The organism is Delftia sp. NA_296.1, from assembly GCF_052692095.1.
In genome coordinates, this window is record NZ_JBQZGF010000007.1 from 285,796 (window position 1) to 303,464 (window position 17,669).

Annotated in this window: 14 protein-coding genes; 4 read left to right on the forward strand and 10 right to left on the reverse strand. The window is 67.8% G+C overall.

Features of this window, described 5'->3' with window-relative positions:
- Window positions 1-264 precede the first annotated feature (264 nt).
- Both thiC and ACUTR7_RS19120 read left to right on the forward strand, forming a co-directional pair.
- On the forward strand, window positions 265-2,208 hold the full coding sequence (gene thiC / locus ACUTR7_RS19115) for a phosphomethylpyrimidine synthase ThiC (RefSeq protein WP_034368871.1): 1,944 nt from the start codon (window positions 265-267) through the stop codon (window positions 2,206-2,208).
- Window positions 2,209-2,542: 334 nt separating this feature from the next.
- Window positions 2,543-3,595 (forward strand): porin, encoded by a 1,053-nt coding sequence (locus tag ACUTR7_RS19120; protein WP_445609549.1) that lies wholly within the window; start codon window positions 2,543-2,545, stop codon window positions 3,593-3,595.
- 25 nt (window positions 3,596-3,620) lie between these two features.
- Here the strand turns inward: ACUTR7_RS19120 and ACUTR7_RS19125 are convergent, their stop codons facing one another.
- The 6 genes from ACUTR7_RS19125 to yjgA form a co-directional block, all read right to left on the reverse strand.
- Window positions 3,621-5,018: an efflux transporter outer membrane subunit gene (locus tag ACUTR7_RS19125; protein ID WP_445609550.1), complete on the reverse strand. Its 1,398-nt coding sequence runs from the start codon at window positions 5,016-5,018 to the stop codon at window positions 3,621-3,623.
- A gap of 1 nt (window position 5,019) precedes the next feature.
- Window positions 5,020-6,966, reverse strand: a complete 1,947-nt coding sequence (locus tag ACUTR7_RS19130) for a MacB family efflux pump subunit (RefSeq protein WP_012204236.1) — start codon at window positions 6,964-6,966, stop codon at window positions 5,020-5,022.
- A 2-nt stretch (window positions 6,967-6,968) separates the two neighbouring features.
- Window positions 6,969-8,150, reverse strand: coding sequence for an efflux RND transporter periplasmic adaptor subunit (locus ACUTR7_RS19135; RefSeq protein WP_445609551.1), 1,182 nt, complete (start codon window positions 8,148-8,150; stop codon window positions 6,969-6,971).
- Window positions 8,151-8,328: 178 nt separating this feature from the next.
- Entirely contained in the window at window positions 8,329-9,540 is a 1,212-nt protein-coding gene (locus ACUTR7_RS19140; RefSeq protein WP_012204238.1) for an ABC transporter substrate-binding protein, read from the reverse strand.
- 207 nt (window positions 9,541-9,747) lie between these two features.
- Window positions 9,748-10,353: a molybdopterin adenylyltransferase gene (gene mog, locus ACUTR7_RS19145; RefSeq protein ID WP_445609552.1), complete on the reverse strand. Its 606-nt coding sequence runs from the start codon at window positions 10,351-10,353 to the stop codon at window positions 9,748-9,750.
- Entirely contained in the window at window positions 10,346-11,023 is a 678-nt protein-coding gene (gene yjgA, locus ACUTR7_RS19150) for a ribosome biogenesis factor YjgA (protein WP_096915647.1), read from the reverse strand. Before yjgA ends, mog begins: the two co-directional genes overlap by 8 nt.
- Before the next feature lie 66 nt (window positions 11,024-11,089).
- Here yjgA and pmbA point away from each other — a divergent pair, with 66 nt between their 5' ends.
- A complete protein-coding gene (pmbA, locus tag ACUTR7_RS19155; protein ID WP_202759731.1) occupies window positions 11,090-12,499 on the forward strand; it encodes a metalloprotease PmbA in 1,410 nt (469 codons plus the stop codon).
- A gap of 54 nt (window positions 12,500-12,553) precedes the next feature.
- On the opposite strand, the gene ACUTR7_RS19160 is transcribed toward pmbA, so the two are convergent.
- The 4 genes from ACUTR7_RS19160 to ACUTR7_RS19175 are packed head-to-tail and all read right to left on the reverse strand — an operon-like array spanning window position 12,554 to window position 16,534.
- Window positions 12,554-13,393 carry a fumarylacetoacetate hydrolase family protein gene (locus ACUTR7_RS19160; protein WP_445609553.1) on the reverse strand — a complete coding sequence of 280 codons (840 nt, stop codon included), beginning with the start codon at window positions 13,391-13,393 and terminating at the stop codon, window positions 12,554-12,556.
- A 47-nt stretch (window positions 13,394-13,440) separates the two neighbouring features.
- Window positions 13,441-14,421, reverse strand: a complete 981-nt coding sequence (locus ACUTR7_RS19165) for a Bug family tripartite tricarboxylate transporter substrate binding protein (protein ID WP_445609554.1) — start codon at window positions 14,419-14,421, stop codon at window positions 13,441-13,443.
- Window positions 14,422-14,453: 32 nt separating this feature from the next.
- The gene (locus ACUTR7_RS19170) at window positions 14,454-15,635 is read right to left on the reverse strand and encodes a CaiB/BaiF CoA transferase family protein (protein ID WP_445609555.1); all 1,182 of its coding nucleotides are present in this window, start codon (window positions 15,633-15,635) and stop codon (window positions 14,454-14,456) included.
- The gene (locus ACUTR7_RS19175) at window positions 15,632-16,534 is read right to left on the reverse strand and encodes an HpcH/HpaI aldolase/citrate lyase family protein (protein WP_445609556.1); all 903 of its coding nucleotides are present in this window, start codon (window positions 16,532-16,534) and stop codon (window positions 15,632-15,634) included. Before ACUTR7_RS19175 ends, ACUTR7_RS19170 begins: the two co-directional genes overlap by 4 nt.
- A gap of 26 nt (window positions 16,535-16,560) precedes the next feature.
- Between ACUTR7_RS19175 and ACUTR7_RS19180 the strand changes: the two genes are divergently transcribed.
- Window positions 16,561-17,508 (forward strand): LysR substrate-binding domain-containing protein, encoded by a 948-nt coding sequence (locus ACUTR7_RS19180; RefSeq protein ID WP_445609557.1) that lies wholly within the window; start codon window positions 16,561-16,563, stop codon window positions 17,506-17,508.
- Window positions 17,509-17,669 lie beyond the last annotated feature (161 nt).

Sequence of the window (17,669 nt, forward strand, 5' to 3'; positions counted from 1 at the left end):
GGGCCGAAGTCAGAGGATGGAAGTCCGCCACGGCGGATACACGCAGGGCCGCAACGGCCAGGCAGGCCACCATCCGATGCGCATCGACCCTTGCCAACCAAGGCTGCTCGTGCGCCTTGGCGTGCGTGGCAACCAGGGGCCAAGGCCATACGGCCCTGGCAGGCCCACACTGGCATAGCCCGGTGCGCGGCCTTTGGCACAGCCCAAGGAGTGTCCGGTTCCCGGAGCGTTGTTGATCGACGCTTTGAACGCAAGGAACCCGACATGAACGCTCCCGATTCCATCTTCACCCCCGCAGCCGGCGAAGCTCCAGACGCACAGCGTTTTTCCGACCTGCTGGCGCAGTCGCGCAAGCCGTTCCCGGCCTCCACCAAGAGCTATCTGCAAGGCAGCCTGCATGCCGGCCTGAGCGTGCCCGTGCGCGATATCCAACTGACCAATGGCGAGCAGGTCAGCGTCTATGACACCTCGGGCCCCTACACCGACCCGGCCGTGGCCATCGACGTGCGCAGCGGCCTGCCGGGCGTGCGCAATGCCTGGATCGAGTCGCGCGGCGACAGCGAGTACTACGCCGGCCGCCTGCGCCAGGCCCTGGACGACGGCGGCAAGCGCGGCGAGGAAGACGAGCGCGTGGCCCGCCTGCGGGCCGAGGCCGCATCGCTGCAGCGCCAACCCCGCCGCGCCAAGAGCGGTGGCAACGTCACCCAGATGCACTACGCGCGCAAGGGCATCATCACGCCCGAGATGGAATACGTGGCCCTGCGCGAGAACGGCCGCCGCGAATGGATGGCCGAGTACCAGCAGGACGCCGCGCGCGAGGCGCGCCTGGCCGGCAACGGCCTGGGCGCCGCCATCCCCAAGATCATCACGCCCGAATTCGTGCGCGACGAAGTGGCGCGCGGCCGCGCCATCATCCCGGCCAACATCAACCACCCCGAGATCGAGCCCATGGCCATCGGGCGCAACTTCAAGGTCAAGATCAACGCCAACATCGGCAACTCGGCCGTCACCTCCAGCATCGAGGAAGAGGTCGAGAAGCTGGTCTGGGCCATCCGCTGGGGTGCGGACAACGTGATGGACCTGTCCACCGGCAAGAACATCCACACCACGCGCGACTGGATCATCCGCAACTCGCCCGTGCCCATCGGCACCGTGCCCATCTACCAGGCGCTGGAGAAAGTGGGCGGCATCGCCGAGGACCTGACCTGGCCCATCTTCCGCGACACCCTGATCGAGCAGGCCGAGCAGGGCGTGGACTACTTCACCATCCACGCCGGCGTGCGCCTAGCCTACATCCACCTCACGGCCCAGCGCCGCACAGGCATCGTCTCGCGCGGCGGCTCCATCATGGCCAAGTGGTGCATGGCCCACCACCGCGAGAGCTTCCTGTACGAGCACTTCGAGGACATCTGCGACATCATGAAGCAGTACGACGTCAGCTTCTCGCTGGGCGACGGCCTGCGCCCCGGCAGCGCCTCGGACGCCAATGACGAGGCCCAGTTCGCCGAACTGCAGACCCTGGGCGAGCTGACCCAACTGGCCTGGAAGCACGACGTGCAGACCATGATCGAAGGCCCCGGCCACGTGCCCATGCACATGATCCAGGCCAACATGACCGAGCAGCTCAAGCACTGCCACGAGGCGCCGTTCTACACCCTGGGCCCGCTGACCATCGACATCGCCCCCGGCTACGACCACATCGCCAGCGCCATCGGCGCGGCCATGATCGGCTGGTTCGGCACCGCCATGCTGTGCTACGTCACGCCCAAGGAACACCTGGGCCTGCCCGACCGCGACGACGTCAAGCAGGGCATCATCGCGTACAAGATCGCCGCCCACGCGGCCGACGTCGCCAAGGGCCACCCCGGCGCCCGCGCCCGCGACGACGCGCTGAGCCAGGCGCGCTTCGACTTCCGCTGGCAGGACCAGTTCAACCTGGGCCTGGACCCCGACACCGCCCAGGCCTACCACGACGAAACCCTGCCCAAGGACAGCGCCAAGGTGGCGCACTTCTGCTCCATGTGCGGCCCCAAGTTCTGCTCCATGAAGATCACCCAGGAAGTGCGCGAATTCGCCGCTGCCAAGGGCGTGGCCGAGCAGGAAGGCATTGCCGCCGGAATGCAGGCCAAGGCCGAGGAATTCAACCGCGCGGGCGGGGAGTTCTATATCCCCATCGTGGCGGCCAGCAGCGATACGACGGCGCGTTGATCGCGCGGCATTGAGCCGATCCGGGCTGCGTGCAATGCGCGGCCCGGTGGCCGCCGTGGATGGCGCGGCGGCCTTTCCTTGGGAAAACACCTAGCGGTCCGTGATGGCTGAGGATCAGTCCGTCGCCGAATCGTTTATCTCCAGCCACCTTCTCCCACCGAGAATTCCATGGCCAGCCGTTACCGGCGTTGCCCCGCAGGCTTCGCAGGCACAAGAACAAGAACGCGCTGACTGCACGGCCGCAGTTTTCACGCGTGGCCGGCAAGGATTTCAGTACGCCCTGGCCCTCGTGGCGAGGGCTTTCGCCAACTGGCAATCGGGAGGAGGAGACGACATGGCTAGAAGAACCATTCAATGGCTGGGCACGGCGCTGGCGCTGGGCACGGCCCTGGCGGCCCAGGCCCAGAGTTCGGTCACGCTCTATGGGCGTGTGGTCGCGGGGGTGGATTACCAGAGCAATGTGTACGACCCGGCCACGGGGGGCTCTGGCAATCTGTGGCGGGCCGTGGGCAACCAGTGGGGCACGAGCATGCTGGGTTTCAAGGGGGAGGAGGACCTGGGCGGCGGGCTGCATGCGCTGTTCACGCTGGAGTCGGGCTTCAGCATCGACGATGCCAGGTTCAACGGCGCAGGTTTCTTCAACCGCCGCACCTTCGTGGGCCTGCGCAGCGGCTGGGGTACGCTGAAGCTGGGCAAGGACCTGTCGATCTCGGATGCGCACTGGGCGCTGGACCCCACGGGCCAGCAGTTCATCGGCTCGGCCACGCTGGTGCGGGGGCGCAACTGGGGCGGGCATGACAACATGATCTCGTACGAGACGCCCAACTGGGGCGGCCTGCGCGTGCTGGCGCTGACCGGCCTGGGCGAGCAGCCGCAGGGCGCATCGCGGCTGCGCAAGGATGCGCTGTCCGTGTCCTATACCGCGCCCACGTTCGAGTTGCGCGCCATCTACGACGTGGCCCGCGATGCCAATGGCCGCTTCAGCGATCTCTACACCACCTCCCGCAACCTGACGCTTGGCGGCACGGTGACGCTGTCCGCGCTCAAGCTGTTCGCGGGCTATGAGCAGCTGTCCGCGCCCGACAGCGCGGCCGGCGTGCCCAACAAGGCGCAGCAGTACTGGATGGGCGCGCGCTACAACGTGTCAGGCCCGCTGACGCTGATCGGGGCGGGCTACCGCACCACGGTCAACAAGGGCGGCGGCAGCGCCAACCTGTTCATGGCGGGCGCCGACTACGCGCTGTCCAAGCGCACGCTGCTGTACGCCAGCGTGGGCAATGTGCGCAATGGCGGCAATGCGAACTTCTCGGTGGAGACCACCAACAACAACCCGGCGCCGGGCGGCAGCCAGACCGGCTTCTACGTGGGCATGGCGCATTCGTTCTGACTCTGGCGGACCCTGGGTGGTGGCTTCAGGAAGCCGGCCACCCTCCGCCTAGCGCCTTGTGCAGCGTGAGCTGGTTCTGCAGGCGTGCCAGGTGCAGCGCGGACAGGGCCAGCTGCGCTGCGCGGCGGCGCTCCTGGGCGTCCAGCCAGGTGCGCAGCGGCACCTGGCCGGCGCGGTAGCGCGCCTCGTACAGCCGCGTGATTTCCACGGATTCCTGCGTGGCGCGCTGCTGGGCCTCTTCCTGGCGGGCCAGTTCGGTGCAGGCGGACAGGGATTTTTCCGTTTCGGCCAACGCGGCGTACAGCGTTTTGCGGAAGTTGACCACCGCCTCTTCGTACTGGCTGCGTGCGATGGCGGTGTTCAGCCGCATCTCGCGCACATTGAGAAACGGCAGGGCCAGGTTGGCGCCCAGGGCCGCCACGGGATTGGCCAGCACATCGAGCAGGGTGCTGCTGGAGGTGCCCAGGCTGCCCGTGAGCGACAGCCGCGGGTAGTAGCTGGCGGCCGTGGCATCGCTGCCGGCCAGGGCGCCGCGCAGCCGCAGTTCGGCGGCGCGCAGGTCGGGGCGGCGTCCCAGCAGGTCGGCGGGCAGGCCTGCCTGCACGGCGGGCAGGTCGGCCACGGGCAGCGCCTGGGGCTCGCCACCGGGCGGCTCGGCGCCCTGCAGCAATTCGGCCAATGCCTGGCGCAGTTCGGCGCGGGCCTGGGTGTATTGGCTCAGCAGGGCCTGCTGCTCGGCCAGGGCCTGCCGGGCCTCGCGCAGCTCCAGGCCGGACACCGCGCCGCTGCGGTACTGGGCCTGCACCAGGTCGATCGTGCGGCGCACGTACTCCAGGCTTTGGCGTGACATGTCCAGGCGCTCGTTGGCCAGCGCCAGTTGCCAGTACAGGCTGGCCGTGGTGGTGGTCAGCGACAGCGCCACGGCATCCTTGTCCTGCACGCTGGCCTGTGCTTCGAAGACGGCGGCATCGCGCTGCGCGCCCAGCCGGTCGAACAGGTCCAGCTCCCAGGCCACGCCCAGTGTGGCGCTGGCGTTCTCCAGGATGCTGCGCTGGCTGCCCGACAGCGGGCGGCTGGCGCCCGTGCCTACGCTGCCGCTGGGCTGGGGCAGCAGCGCATGGCCTGCCAGTTGCGCCTGCAGCGCGGCCCGCCGCACACGGATGCCGGCCGTGGCCATGTCAGGGTTGCGCGCCAGCGCCAGGTCAATCCAGGCATCGAGCCGTGGATCGGCGAAGCCGCGCCACCACGCATCGGTCATGGGCATGGGCGTGGGCGTGGGCGTGGCTGCCGGGGACGATGCCTGCGCATGTTCGAACTGCGCGGGCAGCGCCACCTGTGGCGCTTCGTAGGGGGTGCGCGTGATGGCGCCGCAGCCCGCAAGGGCCACGGCGCATGCCAGCGCGCTGGTCTTGAGCATATGCATGTCAATCTCTGGAGAGGGCCTGGACGGGGTCCAGGCGCGCCGCGCTGCGCGCGGGCAGGAAGCCGAAGGTGATGCCTATGAGCGAGGAGCAGGCGACGGCCAGCACGATGGAGGCGGCCGAGAACGACAGCTGGAAGCTGGAGCCCGACAGGCTCACTGCCAGGCCCAGGCTCAGCGCCAGAGAGACACCCAGGATGCCGCCCACGATGCAGACCAGCACGGCCTCGATCAGGAACTGCTGAAGGATGTCCGACTGGCGCGCGCCGATGGCCATGCGCACGCCGATCTCGCGCGTGCGCTCGGTCACCGACACCAGCATGATGTTCATCACGCCGATGCCGCCCACCAGCAGCGCGATCATGGCGATGGCCGAGACCAGCAGCGTCAGCGTGGTGCTGGTGCGCGTGATGGCCTGGCGGATCTGGTCGGAGTTCCAGACGAAGAAATCCTTTGTGCCGTGGCGTTCCGTGAGCAGGCTGGTGGCCGCCTTCAGCGCGATCTCGGCCGGCACCTCGTCCTTGATGCGCAGCGTGATGCTGTCCAGGTGGTACTTGCCGACCAGGCGCGTGGCGGCTGCCGTGTAGGGCACGAAGAAGGTGGGCGTGGAGCCGCCGAAGCTGTTTTGCGCGGGGCGCAGCACGCCCACGATCTCCACGGGCATCTCGCCCAGCATCACCACCTCGCCCAGCGGGCTGGGGTTGCCGGGGAAGAGCGCGGTGGCGGCCTTCTGGTCGATGACCGCGACCTGGGCGTGCAGGTCCACGTCGCGCTGGTCGAAGAACCGCCCTGACGCCAGGCGCAGGCCCTTCACCCGGAAGTGCTCGAAGCCCACGCCCGTCACCTGGGCCATGGCCGCGTTCTCGCGGTACAGCGCCGTGACGCTGACCGACACATTGGGCGTGGCGCTGTCCACATAGGGTTGCTCGGCCAGGGCCTGGGCATCGGCGGCGACCAGGGTCTCGATGGCGGCGGCGCGCGTGTCGCCGAAGTCCTTGCCGGGGAAGATGTCCAGCGTGTTCGTGCCCAGCTCGCTGATCTGGTTCATCACCTGCTGCTGCGCACCGCGCCCCAGCGCCACCACCGAGACCACGGCAGAGATGCCGATGATGATGCCCAGCATGGTCAGGAAGGTGCGCAGGCGGTGCGCGTTCATGGCCCGCAGCGCCATGCGCAGCGCTTCGCCGAAGCGGTCGCCGAACATGCGCCAGGAGGCGGCGCGCGGGGCGGCTGTCGCCTCCAGCGGGGGCTTGCTTTCATGCGGGGCGCTGCGCCGGTCCGCGATGATGGCGCCGTCGCTGATCTCGATCACGCGCGAGGCGTGGGCCGCCACGGCCATGTCGTGCGTGACCAGGATGATGGTGTGGCCGTCGGCATGCAGCTCCTGCAGGATGCGCATGACCTGCTCGCCGCTGGCCTTGTCCAGCGCGCCTGTGGGCTCGTCGGCCAGGATGACGGCGCCGCCGTTCATCAGCGCGCGGGCAATGGACACGCGCTGCTGCTGCCCGCCCGACAGCTGGCCCGGCCGGTGCTGCATGCGGTCGGCCAGGCCCAGGCGTTCGAGCAGGGCGGCCGAGCGCGCATGGCGGTCCGTGGGCGCCGTGCCGGCGTAGACCGATGGCAGCTCCACATTGCCCTGGGCCGTGAGGTCGGCCAGCAGGTGGTAGCGCTGGAAGATGAAGCCGAAATGCTCGCGCCGCAGCGCGGCCAGCGCGTCGGGGCCCAGCTCGCCGGTCTCGCGGCCGGCGATGCGGTAGCTGCCCGAGGTCGGATGGTCCAGGCAGCCGAGGATGTTCATCAGCGTGGACTTGCCCGAGCCCGAGGCGCCGACGATGGCCACCATCTCGCCGGCCTCGATGGTCAGGTCGATGTCCTTGAGCACGGCGACCGTGGTGTCACCGGCGGGGAACTCCCTGCGCAGTCCCCGCATTTGCAGCAATGGCTGGTCCATGCTCACATTCCCATGGGGTCGGCGGCGGGGGCGTTGTTCGGGCCCGCCTCGCCGATCACCACCTGCTCGCCGGCCTCCAGGCCCGACAGCACCTGGGCCTGGGCATTGGTGCGCAGGCCGATGCGCACCTTGCGCTCGGCGACCTTGCCTTCGCCGTCGCGCACGCGCACGGTGTAGCTGTCGTCCTCTGCCCGGCTGCCCAGTGCGGCGGCCGGCACCAGCACGGCCTTGTCGGCCTGGGCCACGCGCACGGTGACCTGGGCGGTCATGGAGGGGCGCAGCTTGCCGTCCGGGTTGGGCACGTCGAACTGGGCGTTGTAGTAGATGGCCTTGGCGGCGGGCGTGGCCGCAGCGGGCGAGGCGGCGCCGCCCGCGTCATTGACGATGGAGGTCGGTGCGGGCTCGATGCGCTCTATCTTCGCCATGTGTTTTTGGCGGTTGCTGCCCAGCGTGGTGAACCATGCCGTCTGGCCGAGCTGGATCTTGTCCACGTCGGCCTCGGCAATCTCGGCACGCACGGTCATCACGTCGAGCTTGGCCAGCATGACGATGGTGGGCGTGGTCTGGAAGGAGTTCAGGGTCTGGCCCTGCTTGGTGACCACGGCCACGATCACGCCGTCCATGGGCGCGACGATGCGGGTGTAGCCCAGGTTGATGCGCTCGGTCTCCACCTGGGTGCGTGCCTGCTCGATCTGGGCCTGCAGGGCGCCGACCTCGGCCTGGGCCGTGTCCAGCGCCGCCTTGGCGGCCTCATGGTCGGCGCGCGAGGTGGCGTCGGCCTGTAGCAGTTCCTGCTGGCGCTGGAAAGTGAGCCGGGCCTGGACGAGGGCCGCGCGCCGCGCGGCCAGCTGCGCCTGCAGCGCGGTGACCGAGGCCTCGGCATTGCGCAGCTTGATGCGCTGCGGCTGGGCATCGACTTCGGCGATCAGGTCGCCGGCCTTGACCTGCTGGCCCAGTTCCACATGCAGGCGCTTGACCTGTCCGGAGACCTGGGCGCCCACGGCAACCAGCTCCTTTGCATGCAGCCGGCCTACGGCCAGCACGGTCTGCTCCAGGTTGCCCACGGTGACGGCGGCCGTCGCGTACCGGGTGGCGGGCTTGGCGCTGGCCTTCCACAGTGCGCCCCCGGCGATGATGCAGGCGCCCACCACGGCGCCAATGATCCACTTGCGATTGAACTTCATTCTTCCCCTGCCGCGCGGTCGGCCGCAGGGGAAGAAGTTCCTGCCCGGCGCCGCGCCCAATGCTCGAACTTACCAGTCTGGCGCGGTTCGATGTCCCGGCATTGACCAAGGCATGGAGATTCAGTGGAGAAAAGCGAGGGGCGGGAGCGGCCGGGCTGCCCCCCGGCTCAGTGCCAGTTCAGCGCCAGTATTGGCACTTGCTCTCGGCCTTGGTGGTCCAGACCTGCTCGGCAGGCAGCTTCTTGACCAGCTTGTAGTAGTCCCAGGTGCCCTTGGATTCGGCGGGGGATTTCACTTCCATCAGGTACATGTCGTGCACGTAGCGGCCGTCCTCGCGCAGGTAGCCGCTGCCGAAGAAGTCGTCCATCTTCATGCCGCGCCAGGTGGCCATGACCTTGTCGGCGTCCAGCGTGCCGGCCTTCTCCACGGCCTTGAGCCAGTTCATGGTGGCCGAGTAGTCGGCCGCCTGGATCTCGCTGGGGCGGCGCTGGGTCTTGGCCATGAAGGCATCGGCGAACTTGCGCGAGGCATCGTTCATGTCCCAGTACCAGCTGGTGGTGAACTGCATGCCCTGGGTGTTCTTCAGGCCCAGGCTGTGCACGTCGGTGAAGAACACCAGCAGGCCGGCCAGCTTCATGTCCTTGGTCACGCCGAACTCGCGCGCGGCCTTGATGGAGTTGATGGTGTCGCCACCCGCGTTGGCCAGGCCCAGGATCTGGGCCTTGGAGTTCTGCGCCTGCAGCATGAAGCTGGAGAAGTCGCTGGCGTTCAGCGGCGTCTTGACCGAGCCCAGCACCTTGCCGCCACGCGCCTCGATGATCTTGGTGGTATCGGCCTCCAGCGCATGGCCGAAGGCATAGTCGGCGGTCACGAAGTACCAGCTCTTGCCGCCGGCCTCCACTACGGCCGCGCCCGTGCCCTTGGCCAGGGCCACGGTGTCGAAGGCGTAGTGCACAGTGTAGGGGCTGCACTGCTCGTTGGTCAGCGCCGAGCTGCCGGCGCCGTTGTCGATGAAGACCCGCTTTTTCTCCTGCGCCACCTTGGCCATGGACAGGGCCGTGGCCGAGTTCGTGCCGCCAAACACCAGGCTGATGCCCTGCGTGTCTATCCACTCGCGCGCCTTGCTGGCGGCAATGTCGGCCTTGTTCTGGTGGTCGGCCGTCAGCAGCTCGATGGGCTTGCCCAGCAGCTTGCCGCCGTAGTCGTCGATGGCCATCTGTATCGCCACGGCGCCGTTCTTGCCCTCGACATCGGCATAGAGACTGGACATGTCGGTGATGAAGCCGATCCGAACCTTGTCCTGCTGCGCCAGGGCCGGCGTTGCCAGTGCGGCGGCGCACAGTGCCAGGGCCAGCGGTGTCATCAGCGATGTCTTGGGGCGTTGCTGCATGAAGTCTCCTTGCTTTGGATGGAAAAAGCCCGCTGCTGTTGCGCAGGGGCCGGGGTGATTCCATGCTGGCAGGGACAGGGGCCTGCCGCATTGGGGCAAGCACGGGCTTGGTGGCCCCGGTGCGACAGTCAGGCCGTGCGGCCGCAAAAAAGGCAGCCCTGAGGCTGCCTTGTTGGATGCACCTGAGGGGCCTCCTGGCCCTGGACCTCAGTCCGCAGTGCGCGGCGCGCGCACGGCATTCTTGGGCCGGAAGGCCTTGCACACGCTGTCGTCCGTTTCCAGATAGGGCCCGCCGATCAGGTCCACGCAATAGGGCACGGCCGCAAAGATGCCGTTGACCGTTTGCGTGCCATCAGGGTTTTGCAGGCCTTGCAGAGTCTCGGCAATCGCCTTGGGCTGGCCAGGCAGGTTGATGATCAGGCTCTTGCCACGGATCACCGCCACCTGGCGCGACAGAATCGCCGTGGGCACAAAGGCCAGGCTGATCTGGCGCATCTGCTCGCCAAAGCCCGGCATTTCCTTGTCGGCCACGGCCAGGGTGGCTTCGGGTGTGACATCGCGCGGCGCGGGGCCGGTGCCGCCCGTGGTCAGCACCAGGGAGCAGCCTGCATCGACCAGTTCGATCAGCGTGGCGCTGATGCCGGCCTGCTCGTCGGGGATCAGGCGCGGCTCGAACGTGATGGGGTTCCTGAGCGAGCGGGTGAGCCAGTCCTGCAGGGCCGGCAGGCCCTTGTCCTCATAGACGCCGCTGCTGGCACGGTCGCTGATCGAGACGATGCCGATGCGCACAGCGTCATGGACGGGTTCACTCATCGTCAGCTTCCTCGCCAGTGCCGTCACCGTCCTCGGCAGCCTCGCGGCCCGTGCCGCCCAGCTGCTGGCGAACCAGCTGGAAGAGATCGCGGTAGGCGCGGCCCTTGCGCTGGGCCAGGCCGGTGGATTCCTGCACATTGGCCTCATGGGCGCCCGGCATGTCCTTGCGGGCCTGGCGGATCAGGGCGCGCAGCTGCTGGGTGTCGGTGTCGGGGAAATGGTCCAGCCAGATGGACAGGGCCGATTCCTCGGCAATCAGGCGGTCGCGCCATTGCTCGGCCGCATGCAGGGCCATCTTCTCGGCGGCCGAGCCGTTGTGCTGCTCGTCCAGCGCGGCGCGCACGGCGGCGATCTCGGTCTCGTCCAGCTTGCGCATGAGCTTGCCGACGAATTGCATCTGGCGGCGCTTGCCTTCGAAATTGGTGATGCGCTTGGCCTCGGCCAGGGCATCGGCCAACTGGTCGGGCAATTGCAGGCGCTTGAACAGGTCGGAGCGCAGCGTCAGCAAATCCTTGCCGAGGTCCTGCAAGGCGTCGGACTCGCGCTTGAGATCCGTCTTGCTGGAGTCGGGGGTGCCTTTGAGTTCGGCCTTGAGCTGCAGGTCGAGTTCGCTGCCTTCGGCAACGAAGTGACCTTTGACGTAGTAGCCTTTTTTGGGTTTGCGTGACATGGGGTAGGGGACAAATGCAGTGGCGGCGCGGAGAGCGCTGCAGTGGCGGCTATCATAGCCGCCGCTATGAAAAAACCCCGTCCCCGCTCGGCAAGCACCGCCAAACCGCAGGCTGATTCCGGCTTCAGCTACAGCCAACCGTTTTTTGAAGACTTGGTGGACCGTGCCCTGGTCCACGCCAAGAAGCTCGGCGCCACCGACGCCGGGGCCGAGGCTTCCGAGGGCTGCGGCCTGAGCGTGAGTGTGCGCAAAGGGGCTTTGGAGACCGTGGAGCGCAACCGCGACAAGTCGCTGGGCGTGACCGTCTACCTGGGCAACCGCCGTGGCAACGCCAGCACCTCGGACTTCTCGGATGCCGCCATCCAGCAGACCGTGCAGGCCGCCTACGACATCGCACGCTTCACGGCCGAAGATCCCATGGCCGGCCTGCCCGATGCGGCCGACATCGCCCAGCCCGGCACCCACCGCGACCTGCAGCTGTTCCACCCCTGGGACCTCACCAGCGAGGCTGCGGCCGAACTGGCGCTGCAATGCGAGGAAGCCGCGCTGCGCACGCACAAGCGCATCACCAACAGCGAAGGCGCGGGCGTCTCGGCCCAGCAAAGCCATTTCTTCAGCGCCCACACCAATGGTTTCCGTGGCGGCTACGCCAGCTCGCGCCACAGCCTGTCGGTGGCGCCCATCGCCTCGCTGCCCGGGCGCAATGGCGAGATGCAGCGCGACGCCTGGTACAGCTCCATGCGCAACGCGGCCGACCTGGCCTCGCCCGAAGCCGTGGGCCGCTACGCCGCCCAGCGCGCCCTGAGCCGCCTGGGCAGCCGCAAGATACCGACCACCGAATGCCCGGTGCTGTTCGAGTCCACGCTGGCCGCAGGCCTGCTGGGCAGCTTCGTGCAGGCCGTCAGCGGCGGCGCGCTGTACCGCCGCAGCACCTTCCTGCTCGACTCGCTGGGCAAGCCCGTCTTCCCCAAGCACATCGACATCACGGAAGACCCCTTCATCCTCGGCGGCAAGGGCAGCTCGCCCTTCGACGAGGAAGGTGTGCGCGTGCAGGCCCGCAAGGTGGTGGATGCCGGCCGCGTCGAGGGCTACTTCCTGTCCAGCTACTCGGCCCGCAAGCTGGGCATGAAGACCACCGGCAATGCCGGCGGATCGCACAACCTGGTCATGACCTCGCGCCGCACCAAGGCCGGCGACGACCTGCCCGCCATGCTCAAGAAGCTGGGCACGGGCCTGTTCGTGATCGAGCTCATGGGCCAGGGAGTGAACTACGTGACCGGCGACTACTCGCGCGGTGTCAGCGGCTTCTGGGTGGAAAACGGCGAAATCGCCTTCCCCGTGCATGAGATCACCATCGCCGGCAACCTCAAGGACATGCTCAAGGGCATCGAGGCCGTGGGCGCAGATGCCTACAACTACGGCGCCAAGACCGTGGGCTCGATCCTGATCAACCGCATGAAGGTGGCGGGCAGCTGAGCGCTGGTTCAGCTCAAAAATAAAGCGGCTTTTTGAAGCCGCTTTTTTGTGGATCTACGCCACTCGCTGCCTCTGCACGCCCAGCCCCTCGATCCCCAGCTCCATCACATCGCCAGCCTTCAGATAGCGCGGCGGCTTCATGCCCATCCCGACTCCCGGGGGCGTGCCGGTGATGATGAGGTCGCCGGGCTCCAGCGTCATCACGCGGCTGCAGTGGCTGATGAGTTCGGCGCATCCAAAGATCATGGTGCGCGTGCTGCCGCTCTGGCGGCGCTCCCCGTTCACATCCAGCCATAGCTGCAGGGCCTGCGGATCGGGCACTTCGTCGCGCGTGACCAGCCAGGGACCGATGGGGCCGAAGCGGTCGAAGCCCTTGCCCTTGCTCCACTGGCCACCGCTGCGGTCGATCTGGTATTCGCGCTCGGACACATCGTTGGCAAGGCAGTAGCCGGCCACATGCTCCAGCGCATCGGCCACGGACACATTGCGCGCGCGCTCGCCGATGACGATGCCCAGTTCCACCTCCCAGTCCATGCGTGTGCTGCCCTCGGGCAGGGGAATGTCGTCGTCGGGGCCGCAGGCGCAACTGGGCCATTTGGCGAAGAGGATGGGCTCCTTGGGAATGGGCATGCCGGCTTCCTCGGCATGGTCGCGGTAGTTCAGGCCGATGGCAACGAACTTGGACATGCCGCTCCAGGGCATGCCGATGCGCACCGGGCCTTTCACCAGGGGCAGCCTGGCGGGGTCGATGGCGGCCAGGGCCCGCAGCGCCTCGCGGCCGAGCAGGCGGGGCGTGTAGTCGTCCAACAGGGCGGACAGGTCGCGGATCTGGCCTTCGGCATCCAGCAGGCCGGGCTTTTCCTGGCCCTCGGGGCCGAATCTCAGCAGTTTCATGAAGTCTCCTTGGAATGCTCTGGAATGTCTTGAAATGGGCCGGCTGCTTAGTCCACCTGGATGCCTGCCTGCCGGATCAACTGGCTCCAGCGTGCCAGGTCGGCTGCCGTCTGCAGCCGCAGTTTTGCAGCGGTGGGGGCGTAGACGCTGGCGCCCATTTTGCGGAATTTCTCGCGCAGTCCCGGTGATGCCTGGGCCTTGTCCACGGCCTGGCGCATGCGCTGCACTTCCTGCGAGGGTGTGTCCTTGGGCGCGTACAGCGCAATCCACAGGTCGCCAACCAGGCCGGCAACGGTGTCGCGGGCCAGGGGCAGGTCGGGCAGGAACTCGCTGCGCTGGTCGGAGAACACGGCCAGGGCTTTGACGTCGCGGCTTTGCAGGTAGGGCATGGCCGAAGGCAGGGTGCTGATCAGCATCTGTATGCGCCCGGCCATCAGTTCGGTCATGGCCGGGGCCACGCCACGGAAGGGGACATGGGAGGCATCCACCTTTTCGGCGCGCTTGAGGAATTCCATGAGGATGTGCGAGTAGGTGCCGTTACCGGCAGAGCCGAAGAAGTACCTGCCCGGCTCCCTGCGCAGCAAGGCCAGCAGCTCGGGCAGGGTGGACGGCGCAAAGTCCTTGTTGACCAACAGCACATGGGGCACGCTGGCAATGCCGGCCACGGGCACGAAGTCGCGCAGCGTGTCGAAGCCCGGGTTGGCGAACAAGCCGGGGTTCATGGTGACGATGCTGGCTGATGTCAGCAGCCAGATGTTGCTGCCGGCTTCGGCGCGTGCCACGTAGGCTGCGCCGACATTGCCCCCGCCGCCCCCACGGTTCTCGACCACCACGGGCCGGTCGAGTTCGCCGCGTAGCAGCGGCTCCATGACGCGCGCCACGATGTCGTTGGAGCCGCCCGGCGCGGCAGGCACCACCAGGGTGACCAGTTGCGCAGGGGCCGCGTGGGCTGGCAAAGAGAGCAGGGCGGCGTGGCCCAGGGCTGCCGCCGTGGCGACCCTGGTGAGCAAAGTCCTGAGAAAGGCCATGGTATGTCTCCTTCGTTGTATGGGCTGAGGGTTCATTCGGTCGGGGCAGGGTGATCGCTCCAGGCGCCCGGTGGCACCAGGTGCTGGTGCTCTCCCAGCGCAGGGCCCAGGCTGCGGATGGACCCGGGTGTGCGCGACAGGCGCGGAAAGACGTTGTGCATGGGCAGGGGCTGGCCGTCGGCATCGGGGATGCAGGTGATGCAGGCCCTGGCGCGCACATGCTCGTCGGCCAGCAACTGCTCCACGTCAAGCACCGGCCCCACGGTCACCTCCCATTGGCCGAAGTGCGACAGGTTGTCCTGCAGGCTGCGCTGTGCCACAAAGCCGGCGATCAGCGCGTCCAGCGCATCGACATGTCGCAGCCGTGCCGCGTTGGTGGCGAAGCGGGGATCGCTGCACAGGTCCTTGCGGCCCATGGCCTCGAAAATCCGTTCGGCCATGCGCTGGGTGGAGCCCGACATCACCAGCCAGCGCCCGTCGGCGCACTGGTAGGCATTGCGCGGTGCGGCGATGTCGGCACGGTTGCCCATGCGCCGTGGCCGCCGGCCGGTGCGCTGGAAGATGGCGGGGTCGGGGCCGAGCACGGCCAACATGGGTTCCAGCAGCGACAGGTCCACCACCTGGCCGCGGCCACCATTGGTTTCCACTTCGCGCAGTGCGAACATGGTGGCGCCCACGCCCGCCAGGCCCGCGATCATGTCGGCCAGGCCGAGGTTGGGCAGGGCGGGTGGCTTGTCGGGAAAGCCATTCTTCTGGGCAAAGCCCGAGAAGGCTTCGACCAGGGTGCCAAAGCCGGGCCGTTGCGCATAGGGACCGGTCTGGCCCCAGCCTGAGATGCGCACGATCACCAGGCGGGGATTGCGCTGCAGCAGGACATCGGGTCCCAGTCCGAACTTTTCCAGTGCGCCGTGGCGAAAGCTCTCCACCAGGACCTGTGCCGATTCGGCCAGCTGCAGAAGACTTTGCACATCGGCCCCGTCATGCAGGTCCAGGCAGATGCTTTTCTTGTTGCGCGCGTAGATCTGCCACCACAGCGGCTGGCCGTCGTTCTTCCAGTCGCGCAGGGTATCGCCGCTTGGCGCCTCGACCTTGATCACTTCGGCGCCGAAGTCGGCCAACTGCAGCGTGAGCATGTTGCCTGCAGCCAGGCGCGACAGGTCGAGCACGCGGATGCCGCGCAGGGGCAGGGAGCCTGTGTTGTCCGTGGCGTTCATGCGGCTTCCCCGGTGCTGCGCAGCAACTGGCGTGCGCGCTGTGCAATGGGTGCATCGACCATGCGGCCGTCAACGGCCGCGGCGCCCTGTCCCTGCGCCAGCGCCTGTTCATAGGCCAGCACGGTGTCGCGCGCCTGGCGCAGGTCCTCTTGGCTGGCTCCGAAGGCTGCGTGCACGGCCGCCAACTGGGCCGGGTGGATGCAGGCGGCACCTTGCATGCCCAGTGCGCGGGAGATCCGGGCCAGTTCGCCGAACTGCGCAAGATCCGCATAGCCGCCGATGCTGCCTGCCAGCCCCATGGGATGCAGCCCGGCTGACACGGCTGCGATGACCACGGCCTGTGCCGGCATGGCAAGGGCCTGGGGCGTGGGCGCCACGCTCAATGCAGTGGCGAAGTCCTCGCCGCCAAAGGCCAGCGACACCAGCCGGGGTGAGGCCCGGGCAATGTCCAGCAGGCGCATCAGCCCGGTGGGCGTCTCCACGATGGCCTGCAGCAGCACCGGCGGGCTGCCGTGGAGATCGGCCAGGGCTGCGATGCGCTGCACATCGGCGGCAGATTCCACCTTGGGGATGACCAGGCCATCGCAACCAGCCTGCAAGGCGGCCTCGGTATCGGCCTGTGCCAATGCCCTGTCCGCGTTGATGCGCACCAGCACGGGGCACTGCCCGCGCAGGCTGGCGATGGCCGGTTGCAGCATGGCGCGGGCCTGCTCCTTCTGCGCGGGGGCAATGGCGTCTTCCAGGTCCAGCACGAGGGCATCGGCACCGCGCCGCCCTGCGCTGGCCAGCATGCGTGCGGAGGTTGCAGGAACATATAGCAGGGATCGGGGGTGGAACGGCATGGGGCTTGGGTAGCGGAGTGGCGGTAAGCACAATGTAGGCAGCACCTCGCAGCGCATGGCTGAGGAATTCAGAACCGGCCTTCGTGCAAATCGAACCCCTCTTCGGACCTGACATGGAATTGCGCCAGCTCAGATACCTGATTGCCGTGATCGATGCCCAGAGCATCACCCGCGCCTGTGATGTGCTGCACGTGGTGCCATCCGCCGTGAGCCACCAGCTCAAGCTGCTGGAGCTGGAACTGCAAAGCACGCTGCTGGTGCGTGGCGCGCTGGGCGTGCAGCCCACGGCCACGGGCCGGCTGCTGTACGGCCAGGCACAGGCCATCCTTCGGCAGGTGGCCGATGCGCGGGCCTGCGTTCAGGTCGAGGAATCGCAGGTGGCCGGTTCTGTATCGGTGGCCATTGCGGGCAGCATCGCCCAGGTGCTGGCCGTTCCCCTGCTGGCCGCCTGCCGTGAGCGCTGGCCGGCCGTCATCCTGTCCATCCACGAAGGGCTGAGCGGCCATCTGGTGGAGGGCGTGCACAGTGGCCGCTTCGACATGGGGGTGCTCTATGCCTCGGAGGCCACGGCCAAGCTGGAGACGAGGCCCGTGGTACGCGAGCCTTTCTTCTTTGGCTGCGCCCGCGCCCTGGCGCCCGAGGCGGATGGCAAGCCCATGTCGCTGCAGGATCTGGCACGGCATCCACTGCTGCTGCCCAGCCTGCCCAATGCCACGCGCGGTGCGCTGGACCGGGCCTTTGCGGCGCTGGACACCGGCTACCAGGTGGCAGGCGAGGTGAACTCCACTGCCACCCAGATCGGCGCGGTGCGCGCAGGGCTGGGCGCCAGTGTGCTGCCGTGGATCAGCCTGCGCATGCTGCGGCCACGGCGCTCCACGGTGATCCGCCCCCTCGACGTCGAGCACCTCTACCGCGACGTGCTCACGGCCACGAAGCCGCAGGCCGTCCGCAGCCGGGCCAGCGCCATGGTGCTGGCGCAGCTGGAGCACCTGCTGCGGGATATCTACGCGCCCCTGGCTTCCCATCGCTGACTGCAGACCGCTGGCAGCCCGATGCCTGCATGTCGGCAAGGCGCTGTCCTACTGGATGTGCAGGGTTTGGGAAGGCGATGCAACTGATTCAAATTGTCAAATTTGTTCCTGAATGTGTTTCTTCCGTGCCAGCAGTCTGGCCGGTTTGCGTAGGTGGTTCG

What these genes read in the sequence shown, in the direction of transcription:
- thiC (WP_034368871.1), top strand. Translation starts at nt 265, where the DNA reads ATGAACGCTCCCGATTCCATCTTCACCCCCGCAGCCGGCGAAGCTCCA.
- ACUTR7_RS19120 (WP_445609549.1), top strand. Translation starts at nt 2,543, where the DNA reads ATGGCTAGAAGAACCATTCAATGGCTGGGCACGGCGCTGGCGCTGGGC.
- ACUTR7_RS19125 (WP_445609550.1), bottom strand. Translation starts at nt 5,018, where the DNA reads ATGCATATGCTCAAGACCAGCGCGCTGGCATGCGCCGTGGCCCTTGCG.
- ACUTR7_RS19130 (WP_012204236.1), bottom strand. Translation starts at nt 6,966, where the DNA reads ATGGACCAGCCATTGCTGCAAATGCGGGGACTGCGCAGGGAGTTCCCC.
- ACUTR7_RS19135 (WP_445609551.1), bottom strand. Translation starts at nt 8,150, where the DNA reads ATGAAGTTCAATCGCAAGTGGATCATTGGCGCCGTGGTGGGCGCCTGC.
- ACUTR7_RS19140 (WP_012204238.1), bottom strand. Translation starts at nt 9,540, where the DNA reads ATGCAGCAACGCCCCAAGACATCGCTGATGACACCGCTGGCCCTGGCA.
- mog (WP_445609552.1), bottom strand. Translation starts at nt 10,353, where the DNA reads ATGAGTGAACCCGTCCATGACGCTGTGCGCATCGGCATCGTCTCGATC.
- yjgA (WP_096915647.1), bottom strand. Translation starts at nt 11,023, where the DNA reads ATGTCACGCAAACCCAAAAAAGGCTACTACGTCAAAGGTCACTTCGTT.
- pmbA (WP_202759731.1), top strand. Translation starts at nt 11,090, where the DNA reads ATGAAAAAACCCCGTCCCCGCTCGGCAAGCACCGCCAAACCGCAGGCT.
- ACUTR7_RS19160 (WP_445609553.1), bottom strand. Translation starts at nt 13,393, where the DNA reads ATGAAACTGCTGAGATTCGGCCCCGAGGGCCAGGAAAAGCCCGGCCTG.
- ACUTR7_RS19165 (WP_445609554.1), bottom strand. Translation starts at nt 14,421, where the DNA reads ATGGCCTTTCTCAGGACTTTGCTCACCAGGGTCGCCACGGCGGCAGCC.
- ACUTR7_RS19170 (WP_445609555.1), bottom strand. Translation starts at nt 15,635, where the DNA reads ATGAACGCCACGGACAACACAGGCTCCCTGCCCCTGCGCGGCATCCGC.
- ACUTR7_RS19175 (WP_445609556.1), bottom strand. Translation starts at nt 16,534, where the DNA reads ATGCGCTGCGAGGTGCTGCCTACATTGTGCTTACCGCCACTCCGCTAC.